This window comes from Vreelandella lionensis (assembly GCF_002087295.1).
GTDB lineage: Bacteria > Pseudomonadota > Gammaproteobacteria > Pseudomonadales > Halomonadaceae > Vreelandella > Vreelandella lionensis.
On the sequence record NZ_MWVI01000071.1, the window covers coordinates 29,144 to 47,511 of the forward strand.

The 18,368-nt window shown below is 57.6% G+C and carries 13 protein-coding genes and 7 pseudogenes; 13 read left to right on the forward strand and 7 right to left on the reverse strand.

The window, feature by feature from the left end; translation table 11 throughout:
- Window positions 1–10 precede the first annotated feature (10 nt).
- From B4967_RS09815 to B4967_RS09860, 13 genes and pseudogenes are all read left to right on the forward strand, one after another.
- Window positions 11–523, forward strand: coding sequence for a DUF1190 domain-containing protein (locus B4967_RS09815; RefSeq protein WP_243470472.1), 513 nt, complete (start codon window positions 11–13; stop codon window positions 521–523).
- 20 nt (window positions 524–543) lie between these two features.
- Window positions 544–1,709: pseudogene (locus B4967_RS09820) on the forward strand (glutathionylspermidine synthase family protein).
- 184 nt (window positions 1,710–1,893) lie between these two features.
- Window positions 1,894–3,918 (forward strand): annotated as a pseudogene (locus B4967_RS21330) (methyl-accepting chemotaxis protein).
- Between the two features lie 10 nt (window positions 3,919–3,928).
- Window positions 3,929–4,465, forward strand: coding sequence for a response regulator (locus B4967_RS19295; protein ID WP_243470475.1), 537 nt, complete (start codon window positions 3,929–3,931; stop codon window positions 4,463–4,465).
- Window positions 4,449–4,991: a CheB methylesterase domain-containing protein gene (locus B4967_RS19300; protein WP_243470476.1), complete on the forward strand. Its 543-nt coding sequence runs from the start codon at window positions 4,449–4,451 to the stop codon at window positions 4,989–4,991. Before B4967_RS19295 ends, B4967_RS19300 begins: the two co-directional genes overlap by 17 nt.
- Window positions 4,988–5,125: a hypothetical protein gene (locus B4967_RS20850; protein WP_340638733.1), complete on the forward strand. Its 138-nt coding sequence runs from the start codon at window positions 4,988–4,990 to the stop codon at window positions 5,123–5,125. The genes B4967_RS19300 and B4967_RS20850 overlap by 4 nt, the downstream gene beginning before the upstream one ends.
- 56 nt (window positions 5,126–5,181) lie before the next feature.
- The gene (locus tag B4967_RS20855; protein ID WP_340638734.1) at window positions 5,182–5,751 is read left to right on the forward strand and encodes a CheR family methyltransferase; all 570 of its coding nucleotides are present in this window, start codon (window positions 5,182–5,184) and stop codon (window positions 5,749–5,751) included.
- Between the two features lie 77 nt (window positions 5,752–5,828).
- Window positions 5,829–6,425, forward strand: a complete 597-nt coding sequence (locus tag B4967_RS20860; RefSeq protein WP_192859207.1) for a hypothetical protein — start codon at window positions 5,829–5,831, stop codon at window positions 6,423–6,425.
- On the forward strand, window positions 6,425–8,542 hold the full coding sequence (locus tag B4967_RS09840) for a hybrid sensor histidine kinase/response regulator (protein ID WP_083024994.1): 2,118 nt from the start codon (window positions 6,425–6,427) through the stop codon (window positions 8,540–8,542). The genes B4967_RS20860 and B4967_RS09840 overlap by 1 nt, the downstream gene beginning before the upstream one ends.
- 25 nt (window positions 8,543–8,567) lie before the next feature.
- Complete coding sequence (locus B4967_RS09845; RefSeq protein ID WP_243470477.1) at window positions 8,568–8,807, forward strand: response regulator; 240 nt, start codon at window positions 8,568–8,570, stop codon at window positions 8,805–8,807.
- A 173-nt stretch (window positions 8,808–8,980) separates the two neighbouring features.
- Window positions 8,981–10,668 (forward strand): annotated as a pseudogene (locus B4967_RS09850) (GGDEF domain-containing response regulator).
- Window positions 10,640–11,182: a chemotaxis protein CheW gene (locus tag B4967_RS09855; protein WP_083024996.1), complete on the forward strand. Its 543-nt coding sequence runs from the start codon at window positions 10,640–10,642 to the stop codon at window positions 11,180–11,182. The pseudogene B4967_RS09850 and the gene B4967_RS09855 overlap by 29 nt, the downstream one beginning before the upstream one ends.
- 3 nt (window positions 11,183–11,185) lie before the next feature.
- Window positions 11,186–11,569, forward strand: a complete 384-nt coding sequence (locus tag B4967_RS09860) for a hypothetical protein (protein ID WP_083024997.1) — start codon at window positions 11,186–11,188, stop codon at window positions 11,567–11,569.
- On the opposite strand, the pseudogene B4967_RS09865 reads toward B4967_RS09860, so the two are convergent.
- The 7 genes and pseudogenes from B4967_RS09865 to B4967_RS09890 all read right to left on the reverse strand — a co-directional run bounded on the left by B4967_RS09865 (window position 11,552) and on the right by B4967_RS09890 (window position 18,368).
- Window positions 11,552–12,758: pseudogene (locus tag B4967_RS09865) on the reverse strand (molybdopterin molybdotransferase MoeA). The gene B4967_RS09860 and the pseudogene B4967_RS09865 sit on opposite strands and share 18 nt — an antisense overlap.
- Window positions 12,751–13,269: pseudogene (gene moaB / locus B4967_RS09870) on the reverse strand (molybdenum cofactor biosynthesis protein B). Before moaB ends, B4967_RS09865 begins: the two co-directional pseudogenes overlap by 8 nt.
- A gap of 4 nt (window positions 13,270–13,273) precedes the next feature.
- Window positions 13,274–13,621 (reverse strand): DUF1244 domain-containing protein, encoded by a 348-nt coding sequence (locus B4967_RS09875; RefSeq protein ID WP_083024999.1) that lies wholly within the window; start codon window positions 13,619–13,621, stop codon window positions 13,274–13,276.
- Between the two features lie 103 nt (window positions 13,622–13,724).
- Window positions 13,725–14,739: pseudogene (locus B4967_RS19315) on the reverse strand (formate dehydrogenase subunit gamma).
- Window positions 14,740–14,928: 189 nt separating this feature from the next.
- Window positions 14,929–15,495 (reverse strand): annotated as a pseudogene (gene fdh3B, locus B4967_RS21335) (formate dehydrogenase FDH3 subunit beta); the annotation flags it as partial.
- Between the two features lie 19 nt (window positions 15,496–15,514).
- Entirely contained in the window at window positions 15,515–16,234 is a 720-nt protein-coding gene (locus tag B4967_RS21530) for a formate dehydrogenase subunit alpha (RefSeq protein WP_243470482.1), read from the reverse strand.
- A gap of 82 nt (window positions 16,235–16,316) precedes the next feature.
- Entirely contained in the window at window positions 16,317–18,368 is a 2,052-nt protein-coding gene (locus tag B4967_RS09890; RefSeq protein ID WP_243470483.1) for a molybdopterin-dependent oxidoreductase, read from the reverse strand.

The following is an 18,368-nucleotide window of genomic DNA, read 5'->3' on the forward strand; positions in this document are numbered from 1 at the left end:
GCCCTTCGGTTTGACCGCCTGCACCCAGCCCGCAGAGGACGAGCACCTGACCGATGTACGCTTCGACGAGCCCAAAAGCTATCAAGGCGTCGAAGAGTGCGTAGCCGCCAACGTGTACACCCGCAGCGCCTGCGAAGATGCTTACGAGGCCTCTCTAGAGTCCGTGCCGCGCTTCGACACCCTAGAAGCCTGCGAAGCCGAACACGGCGAAGGCGCCTGCGCAGCCCCCACCGATGAGCAAGCCCAGGCAACGGGCGGCGGCGGTTGGTTCATGCCCGCTATGATGGGCTATATGGTCGGTAACATGCTGGCGAATACCAGCCGAGGGCGCTCGTTTGAACGGGTGTATCAAGAGCCGGTCTATCGCAACCGCCAAAACCAGGGCAACTGGAACACCGCTACTAGCCAAGCTTCCCAGCGGGTCAACCAGCGTAACGAGGCTTGGCGTAGCGGAGTGGTACAAAACCGCCAAGCCACAACGCGGCGCGGCCTGGGCACCCGCTCGGCCTCTTGGGGCTCTTAGCCACTCCCTTGGGAGCCACTATGCTGCGAATCAACGTTCCTGAACGCCCGCAATGGAAGACCCTGGCCAAAGAGCTGGGGTTTCATTTCCACACCATCGATGGCGAGCCTTACTGGAAAGAGGACGCCTACTATCAGTTTACCCTGGAGCATGTAGAGTAAGAGATCCAAGCGGACACCGAAGCCCTGCACGAGATGTGTATGGAGCTGGTCGATAAGGTCTGCCACTCCAATGCTTTAATGCAGCGCCTCGCGATCCCCGAGCATATGTGGGACATCATCCACCACTCCTGGCGCAGCGGGCAGCCGCCGCTGTATGGGCGCATGGACTTTGCCTATTCAGGTAACGGCCCCGCGAAGCTTTTAGAGCTCAATTACGACACGCCCACCTCGCTCTATGAAGGGGGCTTTTTCCAGTGGGTGTGGCTGGAGCAGTCCATTGAGCCAGGCATCCTGCCCCGCCATGCCGACCAGTACACTCGATTCAAGAACGCCTGCTCAATGCCATGGCGCATCTGGGCGACCGCTTGGAAAACCGCACCCTTTACTTCTCCTGTGTAAAAGGCAGCGACGAGGAGCGCGCCACCGTCAGCTACTTGCAGGATATCGCCCTGCAGGCAGGCTTACAGGCGCCGTTTATTTACACCGAAGACATTGGCGTTGCGCAGGGAGCCGAGCACTTTGACGATTTGGATGACCAACCGATTACCGCGCTGTTCAAGCTCTACCCATGGGAAGAGATGGCGGTAGAAGAGTTTGGCGAGGCGGTCACGCAGCTCAACACCCACTGGTTTGAGCCGCCCTGGAAAGCCGTGCTCTCCAATAAAGGGATTCTGCCGCTGCTGTGGGAAAAGTTTGAAGGGCACCCGAATCTGCTACCGGCGTATTTTGAAAAAGATAGTCACTCGCCGCTGGAAGCAGGCTGGGTGCGCAAGCCGTTTTTCTCACGGGAAGGGAGCAATATCAGCTTGATAACGCCCAGCGGCCAGCAAGAGAGCGTCGGCGGGCCTTACACTGATAACCCGTGGAAACGCCAGGCATACCACCCGCTCCCACGCTTTGGCGACAAACACGCGTTAATTGGTAGCTGGGTAGGGGGCGATCGCGCCTGTGGCATGGGCATTCGAGAGGACGTGGGGCGTATCACTAAAGATACGTCGTGCTTTATTCCCCACGCCATTATTTAATTGCTCGATCATTCTTTTTTTCTAGGAAACCGATTAAGCCGCGTTAGTATAAAAACTGGACACACACCCTAAAAGTCGCTGAAATCGTTGTTATCATTGCGTACTAGCGGCGGTTTAATACGCTGGTAACAAGGGGTAAGGCGTCCCTCTTTTGGTCATCGGTTCACTTGGAGCAATAGCAATAATGACAGCGCACTGGAAATCCCTGCCATTGCGGCTACGGCTGTTTATATCTTTCGGCACCGTACTAGCACTTGCCATGCTGCTGGCGCTATTCCTTCAAGCACGTTCCGATAGCCAAGCAAATCTTAGTAACTTCTATGACGAGGAGCTGCCTGCCCATGTGGAGGGGCTTGCCGCACGCATTAACCTGAGCCTTAGCCAGGACCTTAGCGTTTCTGCAAGTCTGGCCAACAGTTACTTTATTGAGCAGTGGATACGCGACGGGCTCCCTGAAGATCGCCAGGCAGATATTACGACCTACCTATCACGCTTAATGGGCCAGTTGGATAGCGAGCTGCTGTTTATTGCCGCCCACTACCAGGGACAGGGCCACTATTTCCAGCTGCGCGACGGCGAATTTTTACAGCGCTCTATTCAACCACCCGGTGGCGTAGATGACTGGTACTATCAATTTATTGACCGAAACAATACGTATGAACTTAATTTAGATAGTGATACTTTCTCGCCTTCCGAGCCTTTTGTTTTCATTAACTATCGCAGCGCCGTAAACACGAGCAGTGGCCAGCCCTTAGTCGTGGCGGGGGCGGGTATCGATCTTTCCCAAATCACCACACTGATTGAGGATTTTCGCTTAGGCGACACCGGACAAGCCTACCTGGTAAGTAGCGAAGGCGACCAGCTTGGCAACGATGGCGAAGGCATTGTGGGAACGCTGCCCGAGCCGCTATCGCAGCAACTACTGCGCGACGGCACAACCCAAATCCATGAAATAGAGCGCGACGGCCAAATCTGGTTGGTTGGCACGCTTTGGCTGCCTAAATTGCAGCGCCACTTAGCGGTTGAGGCAAATAAGACCGCGTACCTTACCCTGACCCGTAAACGCTTCATGGAGTCGAGCGGCATTGGCCTGCTTATCCTATTCGCCGGGCTGGTTGTGCTGTACCCACTGACCAGTAGTCTGACTCGGCCGTTGACACGCTTTCAGCATCAGCTCAAAGAGATCCCGCACAGTCTCGACCTGTCGCGGCGCATAGAAACCGACGACCAAGCCGAACTAGGCGACCTAGCCGATCAAACCAATGAACTACTGGAACGCCTCTCCCGAGCTATCCAAGCGGTCTCCACTAACGCGGCGGCACTCACCCAGGTTGCCGACCGGCTAGCCCAAACAGCGGGACTTTCCGGTGTCCAGGGTGGCGATATTAGCCACGAAGCCAACCAAACTATGTCGGCGGCGGTTGAATAAATGGCGTCATCGGTTGCCGAAATCACCTCCACTATGGAGGAGCTATCCACTTCGTCTACCCAGATTGGCGACCATTCGCAGTCGGTGGTGGACGTGGCTAACCAAACGCTAGAGCGCAGCCGTAAAGGCAGCACCTCCATGCAGCTGCTGCAGGCCAAAATGCAGGATATCCGTACCGATAGCGAGCAAAGCCTGACCGAAATTATGACGCTGGGCGCCAAATCCAAACAAATCAGCAAAGTAATGGAGCTGATCAATACATTGGCAGCGCAAACCAAGCTCATCGCCTTCAATGCCGCCCTGGAGGCCTCCAGCGCCGGGGAGTCGGGGCGTCGCTTCACCGTCGTGGCGAACGAGATCCGTCGCTTGGCCGATAGCGTAACGGATTCCACCCATGAGATCGAAGGCCATACCGACGATATCCAGCAGGCTATCAACCGGCTCGTCGTGGCTTCTGAAAAGGGCGCGACCACCATCGAGCAAGGGGTTGAAGCCAGTAAGAGCACCGCACAGGACCTAGAGGCCCTGTTAAAAGCCGCCAGCCAAACCAGCAGCGCCGCCCAGCAAATCTCGCTCTCTACCCAGCAGCAGAAAACGGCCAGCAACCAAGTGGTGATTGCGCTGCGCGATATCGATACCGCCAGCACCCGCAATGCCCAGTCCGTTCGCAGCATTACCGAGATTAGCGAGGATATGATCCAGATGTCGGCAGAGCTTAACGAGCTTGTCCAGGAGTTTACGCTGGCACAGCAACAAGACGGCCCGCCACGCACCACGTGAGGATGCTTTGATGAGTGCAATTCGGGTAGTGATGGTGGATGACAGACAGCTAGCGAGGGATGTGCTGCGTGATATCCTGACCAACGATGGCGATATTGAGATCGTCGGTGAAGCCGCCAACGGCCAGGAAGCCATTGATATGGCGCGACACCTTGCACCGCAGCTCATCACGATGGATCTGAATATGCCGGTGATGGATGGCCTAAGCGCCATCGAAGAGATCATGCATACCAAAGGTGTGCCGATCCTTGTGATTAGCGACCGTTCAGATGCGGAAACGGCCTACCAAGCGCTGGAAGTCGGTGCGCTCGAAGTGCTGCCTAAACCAACGCTGGATAGTGAAGATGCGGAGCGGCTCCGAGCTAGAGTGCGGCTGCTCTCCGGCGTGGCCGTCATCACCCGGCTACGCCGTCGTCCCCCCCCTTCGCCACCGTTAACCGAGTTTCCCGTGGCAAGCCCTTGCCCAGCCGCCCACCCGCCACTACCAGCGCATTGTCGCCATTGCCTGTTCAACCGGCGGCCCACATGCGTTGGCCAGGTTACTTAGCAAGCTCCCCCAGAACTTCCCTGCTCCCATCATGATCGCACAGCATATTAGCCCTGGTTTTATCGAAGGGATGGCAACCTGGCTTGGCACTCTCTGCGCCTTACCCGTCAGCGTCGCAAAAGAGGGTGAGCGGATAGCGCCGGGGCATATCTATTTGTCGCCTTCGGAAAGCAACCTATGCGTCACCCCCCAGCACCGTTTTCGCTTGCTGCCCAGCTCCCAGGATGCCCTCTACCGGCCCAGCTGCGACGTGCTCCTGCATAGCGCCGCCAGTGTCTACGGGCCTGATACGATCGGCGTCATTTTGACGGGCATGGGGCGTGATGGGGTAAGGGGCCTGCGCGCCATCCAGCTTGCCGGCGGCACAACCCTTGCCCAGGATGAGGCAAGCTCGGTGATTTACGGCATGAACCAAGAAGCCGTGAACGCAGGCGTCATACAAAAAGTGGTCGCGTTAAGCGACCTACCCGAACAGCTGCTGCATGAGGTTGGCTCCCCCCATCCGTCTCGGCGGGAGCCGCAATGAGTACGCTGGCCCCCTTTAAAGGCTGGTACACCAACGCTGCGGGCTACACCTGGAAGGACTGGCCGAGGCGCGGCTGGCCAGGGCGGTCGCCCTACTCAACGACCTTACCGGTATTTACGACTCAGAAACGCTGATCGCCCGCCTCCAGCAGGACAGCGTCCTGTTTGATAATTTCATTAGCCAATTAACGGTGAATGAAACCTACTTTTTCCGTGAGCCCGAAGCTCTGGATTGGCTAACCGACACCTATTTGCCTCGCCAACTGGTCAACAAGCAGCCACCGCTACGCCTACTGAGCGCCGGTTGCTCGTCAGGAGAAGAGCCATATAGTATCGCCATGGCGCTGCTGGAGCGTTACGGCGAACGCGCCAAGCAGCTGTTCCAGATTACCGGCGGCGATGTGGATCATCAGGTGCTGAACAAAGCCCAAGCAGGTGTTTACGGCGGAATGGCTTTTCGCGCGCTGCCTACCGCTCTTAAAGCGCGTTACTTTTCCCCGGCTGGGCGCAGTTTTCCGTTAGTCGATGCAATAAGGCAATGGGTCACATTTCGTTCCTTTAACCTGCTGGGACCCGGCGAGCATGAGCTAGATGGCCCCTTTGATGTGATCCTGTTCCGTAACGTTTCGATCTATTTTGACGAAGCGACTCCGGCGGGCGATTCAGCAGCACTTAAAACAGCTACTGGCGCCTGGCGGTATTGTGCTATGTGGAGTCACCGAAACCCTGGGCAACGACTTGGGTGTGTTATCGCTTGTTGAAGAGCACGGGATTTCTTTATTTTCAAGCGCAGCCATCAGCGACTGTCCAGCCTGCCCATAGGTACCGCCCTACCCCTATGAGCGTTGAACTTATTGATGAATCAGACAGCGTCCCCTCTACGCCTTCCTTGCCTTCTACACCCAAAGAGAGCAGTGAGCTTGCGATTGAGCATAGCCCCCCGCTTCACGCCGAGCCTCCTCCTTGCAAGCCAGAGGCAACAGCCCCTCAGCCGTCCACGCACTCTTTCCATGACACGCTTCGCCATGCCCATGAGTTGCTCAACCAGAATAGCTTTAGCGACGCCGACCACCTGCTTGCCCCATTGCTAGCAGCGCAGCACTGGTGCGTGGATGCACTGCTGCTAGCAGGCTTGGTTGCCCGCTGGCAGCAGCAGCCTCAGCAGGCGTTTGACTACTTCAAACGGGCCTTGTATGTCGCCCCAGAGTGCTGGCCTGCCCATTTTTATCAAGCTGAGCTGCTGCGCCAAGGTGAACTGCCTGATAACCCGACACAGCGCCAACGGGGCTATGCGGCGGTGGTGCGCCTATTGGAAACCTCGCCTAAAGCCACCGGCGCGCTACAAGCCATTAGCCCACCGCTACCGCCTGGGGACGCCTGTTTCCTCGCACAACGCTACTTAGATGAGCAAACCGCCATACAGGGAGTTGGTTAATGGCGCTGGATATTCGACGTTTCATTCAGCGGTTTGTGGAAGAAGCCGCCGACCATATCCCCCGTTTGCGGGAAGGGGTAAGCACACTAGAGCAGGGAGATGCCGACAAGGAGCGCATCAACGAGCTATTTCGTGCAGCGCATACGCTAAAAGGCTCCTCGCGGATGCTGAAGCTCGCTCCTATCACAGCCATCGCCCACAGCACCGAAGAGCTACTGAGTGCTTTGCGTGATGGTAGTCAAACGCCTTCACCGGCTGCCATCAGCCTGCTTAATCAAGCTATTGATGCTTTGTCAGATCTAGTCGACAAGCTGAATCAGGGCGCGAAGCCTGAAGAGCTTCCAGACACCAACCACGCCCTTTGCCAAGCACTGGAAGCCGCCGCGACGGGCACGCTACCTGAAAGCACTCAGCCTACTGCGACAGCCGCCCCCACTGTAGAGACACCAGTGGCAGCTGATAGTGAGCAAACTCCTCCTGTCTCCTCTTCACTAGCCCTCACTGACACCGTGCGCGTGCGTGTAGACCGCTTGGATGACGTGATCCGATTGATGGGCGAGGTCCTTTCCGGCCACCACCATTTACATAGCTTAGTGGAGCAAGCCCAAAGGTTAGGGAAGGCACTACCGGCAGAGCACCAAAGTACCTTTCACGCTTTCAGCCGCGAGTTAAAAAATAGCGTGCTAAGCCATGACTCACTGATGAGCGACCTACACGAGCGGGCACTGCAAATGCGCATGCTGCCGCTAAGCGTGGTCTTTGACCCACTTGCTCAAATGGCCCGAGAGCTAGCACATTCATTAGGTAAAACCGTAGACTGCCGAGTGCGAGGTAGTGAAATCGAGCTAGACCGTCAAATGATCGATCGGCTCTCCGACCCTTTGATCCACCTGCTACGCAACGCCCTGGATCACGGCTTAGAGACTCCTGAACAGCGCCAAACCGCAGGCAAACCACCACGCGGCCAGCTAACGATAGAAGCCTGGCAGGACGGTGGCTGGGTCGTGGTAGAAATGCGCGATGACGGTGCAGGGATTAGCCTAGAGGCCGTGCGCCAAAAAGCCCTGGCAAAACAGCTACTCACCGAAGAGCAGCTGATAGCGCTGAGTGAACAGCAAACCCTGGAACTAATATTGCTACCCGGGTTCTCTACGAAAACCATGATTACCGATTTTTCTGGTCGTGGCGTCGGTATGGACGTGGTTAAACGCACCATTGCTGACGAACTCAGCGGCGATTTACAGCTCACCAGCGAACCTGGCAAAGGAACGCGCTTTACCCTTCGCCTGCCGCTGTCGCTCGCTATGATGCGGGTACTCCTGGTCAAGGTTGGGCAAACTCCCTTAGGCGTCACAGCTCCTCACGTTGCAGAGCTTGTTGAGCGCTCACCTAGTAGCTTTATTGACGCTGCTGGTCAGCCTACCCTCATTCTGCGCAATGAGTTTGTGCCAGTCGTCTCACTCGCGGCGTTATTATCGCTCCCGACTCCAGAACGCCTGTCAGAAAACGTATTGTTGCTGGTCGTGCATCAGCGTCAGCAGAAGCTGGCGCTGATTGTCGATGCGCTAGTCGATGAGCGCGACATGGTCATTAAGCCGCTCCCCGAACACCTCCGCTACCTGCCGCTGGTATCCGGCATGGTGTCTCAAGGGCGCAATGAGCTGGTCAGTCTATTGCACGTTCCTGCCCTTTTAGAGCAAGCCCGGCATGTTGTGCAGCGTGATAGCAAGCCGACGACGGCGGCTCCTCAAAGGCACCGCGTCCTTATTGTGGATGACTCGCTCAACGCCCGCGAGATTGAAAAAGATGTACTCGAAGCGTGGGGCTATCAGGTGACGCTGGCAGAAAACGGCCGCGACGGTTTAAACAAAGCTCTAGCCGAATCCTTTGATGCTGTGCTCACCGATGTTGAAATGCCCGTAATGGATGGTTTTGCTCTGACCAGTAGTCTGCGCGAAAATGACCACTACCGTCATAAGCCAATTATTATTATCACGTCACGTGAAAAAGAGGCTGACCGCCAACGCGGTATGGAGGTAGGTGCCGACGCCTACATCGTGAAAGGCAGCTTTGATCAAAATAACTTAGTGGAGACGCTAAAAGCCCTACTGGGCTAAGCCTTCTTCAAGACAGGGGATTAACATGCGTATATTGGTCGTAGACGACGACCCCCTCGCTGGGAAAATGACGGGGGCGCTACTGGAGTTTCAGGGCCACGATGTCCTGCTCGCCAACGACGCTATGGAGGCCATCAGCCAGTTGGACACGCATGACGATATCGCGCTGATCGTCAGTGACATGCACATGCCGTTAATTAATGGCATTGAGCTACTTGAGATGCTGAGAGAACAAATGGGGTCACACTGCCCTTTATTTTGCTAACGGGCGACATGCCGAATGAACAGTTGCACCAAACGTCTGGCCTAAGCGCCTGCCTGCAAAAAGATGCCGCGCTTGAAACCACTCTTGAGCACGCGGTTGCTCAAGCGCTTGGTAGTTAAATCCATGCAGTTATTTGGCCCGCTCACTGTTCGCCCACTTGCACAGGTAGTCTGATGTCACCTCCAGCTCCTTCGCTGCACGATAAACTCAACCAACTGCGCCAACGGTTTATTGAACAGTTACCGGCTCGTCTGCAGCAAATCACTGCCCAATGGCAGCAAAGTCGCACATCCCCAGAGGCTGAAGCACGGCTTGCCCCCGAGCTGCACCGTTTCTTTCATAGCCTGAAAGGTACTGGCCGCTCCTTAGGGTTTGAACGTATTGCCATGCTGGCGGATCAGGGTGAAACCGCTCTCAATAACCCCTCCGTCTCGGCAGAGGTAGTGGAACTTATCTTCACACAGCTGGCCCAGGAGCAGCAGCGCTTAGAATCGCTGCCGGGTCAACAGAAAGCGCTAGCTGCGCTGAACAGCGTGGAATTTTCGCCCGCACCAGCACAAACCCGCAGTAAGCGTCAGCGTTTAATCTATCTATGCGACGATGAGCCCGACCAAGTTAGCCAGTTACTGCATCATTTACGCTGTTTCGGGCACGAGGTGGTGCACTTCGAAGATACCGATACGTTCTTTAATGCCGTTATTACTCGCCGTCCCGATGCCATTATCATGGATGTGCAGTTCCCTTTAGGGCATACCGCGGGCACCGAAACGCTCACCAGCTTAAATAAGCTAACGGGCGAGCGCTTACGCTCTAGTGTCCTCTCATCACACAATGACTTTCACTCCCGGCTAAGCGCTGTGCGGGCAGGATGTAACGGCTATTTCACGAAACCGGTTAAACCACTAGACCTCATGTTAGCAGTGGATGAACTCACCACGCCGTTAGATGACGAACCGCTGCGCGTGATGGTAGTAGACGATGAACCGGAAGTAGCTGCCTACCATGCATTACTCTTAGAAGCAGCAGGTATGGTAGTACAGCAGGTCAATCACCCTGCAGAAGCCTTGAACGCCCTTGAGCGCTTCAGCCCCGACCTACTACTGGTCGATGTGTATATGCCTGTTTGCTCAGGTGAGGAGCTAGCCAGCATTATCCGCCAGCAGCCTGAATACGTTGGCCTGCCAATTATTTATCTTTCCAGTGAGACCGATAGCCAAAAGCAGCTCTCAGCCATGACGGCGGGCGTCGAAGCGTTTATCACCAAACCGGTGGTGCCTGAAGAGCTGGTATCGGCGGTCAAACTGCGCGCGGAGCGGCTGCGCCTGCTGCGCTCACTAATGACCCGCGATAGCATGACTGGGCTTTACAACCATAGCTCTACCACTGATCTCATCAGTAAAGCGCTAGCTCAACGCTCCCGAGATAACACCAGCACGCGATGGCTATGATCGATATTGACCACTTCAAGTCGGTCAATGACACTCACGGCCACCTGGCAGGTGACCAAGTGATCATCACTCTGGCCAGGCTACTCAAAACCCGCCTGCGTATGACCGATATTATCGGCCGCTATGGCGGCGAAGAGGTTGTGATACTGCTCAAGGGTGTTAGTGCTGAGCGCGCCAGCGAATTGATTGATACCCTGCGTATTGATTTCGAGCAGGTAGAGTTCCATGCAGGCGGCGCGCGTTTTAGCTGTACTTTCAGCGCGGGGGTTAGCAGCTTTCCCACACAGCCGTCTACGGAGTCGCTGCGCCTAAGCGCCGACCAAGCGCTCTATCGCGCCAAGCACCAGGGGCGCAATCAGGTGGTCACCAGCAAGGAGCAGGACGATGACGGATTCCCCACAGCCCACCCATGAGTCACAGGGTGTGACCTTTGAGCAAGCGTTCAGCGAACGCAGTGACGTCACAACGATTGTCGATGTAGACGAGCCAAGTCAGCAGGTGGTGTTGTTTCAACTATCCGGCCAGCCGTTTGCTCTGCCCGGTCATGCGGTGAGTGAAATTCTTAAGGGTGATACCCCCTTTTATTTTGTGCCAGGCTTGCCCGCCTCTAGGGAAGGGGTGATTCACTTACGTGGCAATATAGAGTCGTTGATTACGCTACAGCGCTTGGTTGTGCTACCCGATACTAACGCGGAGGGTATGCTCTTGATCGTCCATACGGGAGAGATACGCAGCGCAGTACGTATCGACCAGCTCGACGATGTTTGCGAACTGCCTGTCAGCGCCTTCAAAACGCCTCCCGAAACACTGCCTAGCACGTTACGCCCCTACGTCAGCGCTTTGTGGCAACCTAGTGACGAGCAGCGTGCCACGGGCCTCCTGGACCCTGATGCCCTGTTTCGCGCCTATCCAAAAAGGGCTTGGTAGGCCGTGAGCTATGTCGCCTGCGTATGCTTTCAAGCTAGCGGCCACCGTGTGGCCTTAGAAGCGCGCTATATTCAACGCATCGATAGTACGCCCACTCATCATCGACACATCGCTGCCGATGCGCTACTGCTTAATCAGCCTAGCCACCCAACGCGCTGGCTAACCCTACGCGATGCCGAGGGGCCATGGCAGCTAGGCATTACCGGCGACAGTGAGATGATGCGCCTGCCCACCGCCGCGATTTACCCACTACCGCCACTGCTGGCTGCCCGCTCCCGCCAACCGGCGCTGTGCGGCATCGCCCTGGAAGGGGAGCAGCTCACTCTGCTCCTAAACGGAGCTCGGCTAAGCCCACCTTCCGAGGCAAGTTCAACCCACCATCCATAAGCAGCGCATGTGGCTGCCCTTCTCCACCTGGCTATGCGGATCAATCACCGCCAGCGCATCGGCAGCAATGCAGGAAGAGAGCACCGCTGAGTTTTGGTCATCAAAAGCATCGGCCTCGATACCGCTAGGCGTAAAGCGCAGCGCCACCCGCATGTAGTGCTGGCGTGGGCCAGTATCGGTGGCAAAGGTCGCGGTGGCCGTTAGGCACGGAAGCTCCGCCAGCGCAGGGCAGCCCAGTAGCACCCCCATCAGCGGGCGTAGAAACAGCCACGCGCCCACCAACCCCCGACACCGGGTTGCCCGGCAGCCCAACAATCCTCGCTTGGCTGCCATCGTCGCGGGGCAAGCGGCCTAACGCTAGCGGCTTGCCGGGACGAATCGCCAGCTTCCACATATCGAGCTGCCTAAGCGACTCCAGCGCCGCTTTGACGTGATCCTCCTCCCCGACGCTGACACCACCGGTGCTCACCACCACATCGGCCTCGGCAGCGGCGTGGTTCAAGAGCGCCACGGTTTGGGCGTAGTCATCGGGCACGCTCACCAGCTGAACCACCTCAGCCCCGAACGTCTCCAACAGCCGCTTGAGCATGGGGCGGTTGGAGTTATACAGATGGCCCGGTTGTAACGGCGTGCCGGGGTCGACGATCTCATCACCGGTGGAGAGCAGCGCCACCCGAGGGCGACGGCATACCCTGACATGAGTGATGCCTTGCCCCGCCAAATGCCCCAACGCGGCGGCTTCCAAGCGTTCGCCAGCATTGAGCAGCACATCGCCTTGGCGCACGTCGCGGCCCTGCAGGCGAACGTTGTCTCCTTCAGGCACGTCCGCGGGGATGAGTGCCTCGCCGTTCTCCTCAGTCCCCCGCTCCTGCATTACCACGCAGGCAGCACCGGGGGGGATCTGCCCGCCGGTAAAGATTCGTGCGCAGGTGCCCATCGCCAATGGCCGTGCCGTACTGCCCGCGGCAATCCGCTGGCTAACCGGCAGCCGCTTACCCGCATCCATAGCACGCAGCGTATAGCCATCCATTGCGCTGTTATCGAACGGCGGCACGTCCAGCGTGGCCGTTACCGATTCGACCAGAACACGGCCAGCGGCGTCATTCAACGCGATCTGCTCGGCAGAGAGCGGCGTCACGTCGGCTAATAGCGCTTTCAGCGCCGCTTCAATCGGCTGTAACTCAGCCATGCTGCCCCCGACCGGGGATCACCAGGTTGGCAAAATTACAGGGTTTGTGGCGGCTATCGAGCTGCTCGGCCAGAATGCCATCCCAGCCGGTACGGCACGCACCGGTAGAGCCTGGCAGGCAGAACACCACCGGGGCGTTAGCGAAGCCACCCAATGCGCGACTCTGAATCGTGGAGCTGCCGATCTCATCGCCGCTGAGCTGGCGAAAGCGCTCACCAAAACCTTCGATACGTTTATCCAGCAACACCGAGATAGCTTATGGGGTAGAGTCGCGCCCGGTAAACCCTGTGCCGCCCGTGGTTAGCACCACCTGCACGCCGGTGTCGGCAATCCACTGCGCTACCACCGCACGGATCTGGTAAACGTCATCCGGTACGATGCGCTTATCCGCCAAACGGTGCCCCGCCTCGGTTAGCCGCTGCACCAGCGACTGGCCCGAGCGGTCAGTATCTTCCGTCCGCGTATCGGAGACGGTGAGCACCGCAATGTTCAGCGCTTCCATGGCATCCATGTCGCTACTCCTTGTGCTCGTTGGGGGAGGCGTTGGCCTTTTTCTTGGCTTGGCGCGCTTCAAGAGCAGCCAGCTGTTCCGGCGTTGCCTCACCCTGGTGATTGGCTTTCCACTCGCTGTAGGGCATGCCGTAGACGTACTCGCGGGCGGCGTCCAGTTCGGGCGCGGTACCGCGCTCATCGGCGGCGGTCACCAGCCACTTCGAGAGGCAGTTACGGCAGAAATCCGCCAGAATCCTCAGGTCGATGTTCTGCACATCTTTATTGTCGTCCAGATGCTTGAGCAAGCGCCGAAAGGCGGCGGCTTCCAGCTCAGTGCGGGTGGTGGCATCCAGTTCGTCAAATGTCGCCATGGTGATTCCTCTTTCAAAAGTCGTTGGAGTGCAGCATAACAAAAGACACCGCCCGAAGGCGGTGTCGAAGGGCGTTCACGTCCACTTATCTCGACGGCGTGACTCAGCTTGGCTTGGCTGCTGAAGGCTCACCGCTGCCGCCCGCTTTACGCGCGGCCAGTTCCTCTTCACTAACGGTCTGATCTTTAACCGCTTCATACCACAGGTTGTGGTGTTCTTTAGCCCAGGTTTCATCCACGTAGCCGGTGGTCATGCCTTCCAGCGCGCCTTCCGTACCTAACGTGCCGATGTAGATATGGCCCAGCGAGACGGCGGTAAGGCCCAGCGCACCCACGGCGTGGATGATGTTGGCCCACTGCATGGTGTCGCGGCCCTGGTCAAAGTTGGGGAAGTCGAGCACGAAGCCACTCGCCACCACCAAAATGCCCACCGACGCTAGCAGCCAGTACCAGGCTTTTTCGCCCCCGTTGGCAAAACCAGCATCTACATGGCCTTTGCCAATCATACCGCCGCCCTTTTTAAACCATACCCAGTCGTGCTTCTTGGGAATGTTCTCTTTGATCAGGCTAACCAGCATGATGACCAACAGTACGCCAAAAATCGGTCCCAGATAGTTGTGCAGCACTTTAGAAGCCGCAATCATCCAGGCCCATACCGCATCACCAAACAGCGTACGGAACACGAACTTGCCTAACAGTAGGTTAAGCCCCGTCAGCGCTAGGGTGATGAACAGCGTCGCCACGGTCCAGTGAAGCGCACGCATCAGCAGCGACCAGCGCAAGAGCTTGCGGCCCGTACGCGGCTCTTCCAAGTACTTACGGCCGACGATGAAGTAGAACAGCGCAAATCAGTGCCGCCATACCACCAATGGCAATCATGCCAAACGGCGACACCCAACGATTGCGCAAAATCCGCCACGTTTCGCCGCTGGAGTTGATCAGGTTGTAGTTACTCTCGTGACGTGAGTCACGGTAGTTCGGCCCGGTTTCACCGCTACGTACTTGGCGCCACTGATCCGCTGTAATGCCGGGGGCAGCAGTGGTCATTTCGCGATCCGGGTCGGCTTGCGCCACGGCCATGTGGGTGACCCCCAAACTCGCAACCAACAGCACCAGCATTAGGCATAGACGCCAGCCACGCTGTAGCCAGCTAGCGGTGCCGCTAGGTGCCCGTGAGGGCACCTTTGTCATGGTCAACGTTGTCATGACACGCCTCCTTACCCCTTTGCGGGCAGCATCATAGGCAAGGTTGTCAGTGCTAGCCCGAGGATTGTTCGACCACGCACCATCTTTATGGCCACGGTGTACCACGCGCTGGCGGAAGATATCGGCCACATCCTGCGCATCACCGGCCAGTAGCGCTTTGGTAGAGCACATTTCAGCACACAGCGGCAGTTTGCCTTCCGCGATGCGGTTGGAGCCGTACTTCTGGTACTCCTCTTCTTTGGTTTCCGCAGGGCCACCGGCACAGAAGGTGCACTTGTCCATCTTGCCGCGCTCGCCAAAGGCGTTCTGCTGGGGGAACTGCGGCGCGCCGAAGGGGCAGGCGTATAGGCAGTAACCACAGCCGATGCACAGGTCCTTGTCGTGCAGCACGATGCCATCGTCGGTTTTGTAGAAGCAGTCGGTAGGGCAAACCGCCATACAAGGGGCATCATCACAGTGCATACAGGCAACGGAAATGGACATTTCATCCGCTTCGCCGTCGTTCAGCGTGACCACGCGGCGGCGCTGGATGCCCCACTCGACGTCGTTGGCATTTTTACAGGCGGTGACGCAGCCGTTGCACTCGATGCAGCGCTCGGCGTCACACATAAATTTCATTTGAGCCATGGTGTTCTCCTCTTGCCGGTGCGGGCGTGCCCGCACCGGCATGCTGTCAGGTCAGGTCTTATTAGCTGGCGCGTTCGATACGGCAGATGGTGCACTTGGTCTCTTGCATCAGTGTCACCGGGTCGTAGCCGTAGGTGGTGGCGGTGTTGGCCGCTTCACCAATCACATAAGGAACGGTGCCTTCCGGGTAGCGGTCGTGCAGGCTTTCGCCCTGGAACACACCGCCAAAGTGGAACGGCATAAACGCCACTTTACGATCAACGCGGGGCGTGACCAGCGCTTTCACCTTGACGCGGCCGCCCTCGGCGCCTTCGACCCAGACATCGTCACCGTCACGTACGCCGATATCGTTGGCGTCGGCAGGGTTCATCTCGACGAACATTTCCTGTTGCAGCTCCGCCAGCCACGACATGGAGCGTGTCTCTTCACCGCCACCTTCATACTCCACCAAACGGCCGGAGGTCAGAATGATCGGGTAGTCCGCGCTGTTGTCACGGTCCTGGATGGTTTTGTACATCGTGGGCAGACGCATGATGGAGTCAAAGTCGTCCCACGTGGGGTAGCGCTCGACCAAATCACGACGGGTGGTGTAGAGCGGCTCACGGTGCTTCGGCACCGCATCCGGGAAGGTCCACACCACAGCGCGGGCTTTGGCGTTACCGTAAGGCGCCCAGCCGTGTGCAATAGCGACACGCTGGATACCGCCGGCGAAGTCGGTCTTCCAGTTCTGGCCTTCAGCCGCCACTTTCTCTTCAGCGGTCAGGTTATCCCACCAGCCCAAGTCTTTGAGCAGCTGGTCGGCGAACTCGGGGTAGCCATCGTCGATATCGCCGCTACAGGAGCGGAGCCTTCCGCCAGCAGGTTCACACCATCGCCCTCGATACCAGAGCGGGCGCGGAAGCCCATGCCGCCTTCCATGACCGGAATGCTAGTGTCGTAGAGGTTAGGCGAGCCGGGGTGCTTGAACTCAGGCGTGCCCCAGCAGGGCCACGGCAGACCGTAGTAGTCGCCATCGGCGGGGCCGCCCTCAGCACGCGATTTTTAAAGCTGAAGGTATGCCAGTTTTGCTGGTGCTCTTTCAGGCGCTCCGGGCTTTGGCCGGTGTAGCCAACGGTCCACATTCCGCTGTTGATTTCACGCAGTACGTCTTCAATGACCGGACGGTTGCCATCCATCGCGAAGTTTTTCACGAACTCGTTGCCAAAGCCGAGCTTATTGGCAAACAGGTACATGATTTCGTGGTCAGGCTTCGATTCAAACAGCGGCTCAATGACCTGATCGCGCCACTGAATCGAGCGGTTGGTGGCAGTCACACTACCGGTGGTTTCAAACTGCGTGGCAGCGGGCAGCAGGTAAACGCCGTCGGTGCGGTCATGCATAACGGCTGCAACGGTGGGATAAGGGTCAACGATGACCATCATCTCCAGCTTCTGCATCGCCTTCTGCATTTCAACGCCGCGGGTTTGCGAGTTGACCGCGTGACCCCAGTAGAACATCGCTTTCAGCGCGGTGCGCTGGGAGATGTTTTCGTCCTCTTCCAGCACGCCATCTACCCAACGCGATACAGTAATACCGCTGGAGTACATGGGCTTGCCGTCGGCGTACTCGGTGTCGTCGAAGCGGCCTTTCAGCCACTCGTAGTCTACGTCCCACACTTTGGCCCAGTGCTGCCAAGCGCCTTCTGCTAAGCCGTAGTAGCCCGGCAGGGAGTCACAGCCCAGACCTAAGTCGGTGGCACCCTGTACGTTATCGTGGCCACGCAGGATGTTGGCACCGCCACCCGATTTACCGATATTACCCAGCGCCAGCTCCAGAATGCAGTAGGCGCGGGTGTTGTTATTACCGGTGGTGTGCTGGGTACCGCCCATACACCACACTACGCAGCCAGGGCGGTTGTCGGCAAGGCGCTTGGCCACATCGAACATTTCCGCTTCTGGTACGCCAGTAATATCTTCTACAACGCTGGGCGGGAACTGAGCGACTTCTGCCCGCACGTCGTCCATGCCGTAAACACGTTGATTAATGTACTCGCTATCTTCCCAGCCGTTTTCAAAGATGTGCCACAGCAGGCCCCAGATATAAGCAACGTCGGAGCCAGGGCGCAGACGCACATACTTGTTGGCTTTCGCAGCGGTGCGGGTAAAGCGCGGGTCAGCTACGATGATGTCGCAGTTGTTGCGCTCTTTCGCAATCAGAATGTGCTGCATAGCGACCGGGTGCGCTTCACTGGGGTTAGAACCAATGAAGAGGATCGCCTTACTGTTATGCATATCGTTGAGCGAGTTGGTCATCGCTCCGTAACCCCAGGTATTCGCAACCCCTGCCACGGTGGTGGAGTGACAAATACGCGCCTGGTGGTCGGTATTATTGGTGCCCCACATAGAGGCGAGCTTGCGCATCAGGTACGCCTGCTCGTTACTGAATTTTGCTGAACCCAGCCAGTAAACGCTGTCGGGGCCGTGGGCGTCGCGCAGCTCAATCAGCTTGTCACCAATTTCGTTGACGGCGGTATCCCAGTCCATACGCTGCCATTCACCGGCGACCAGTTTCATCGGGTACTTCAGGCGGCGAGTGGAGTGGCCGTGCTGGCGTAGCGATGCCCCTTTGGCGCAGTGAGCGCCGCGGTTGATTGGGTGGTCGAAGGCGGGCTCTTGCTTGGTCCAGATGCCCTCTTGAACCTCGGCATACACACCGCAGCCTACCGAGCAGTGGGAGCAGATGGTGCGCTTCGTTTCTACCGGGGAATCGAGCACCGGCGTTTTATCAGCCGCTTCAGTGCGCTGCATCATCGGCGCGCCCATAAAGCCTGCCGCAGCCACCCCACCGGTGGCCACACCCGTGCGCTTTAGGAACTGACGACGGGAAATACCCAACCCAGTGGTAGCGGGGGTGTTCGTTTTGCGAGTTAGACGCAT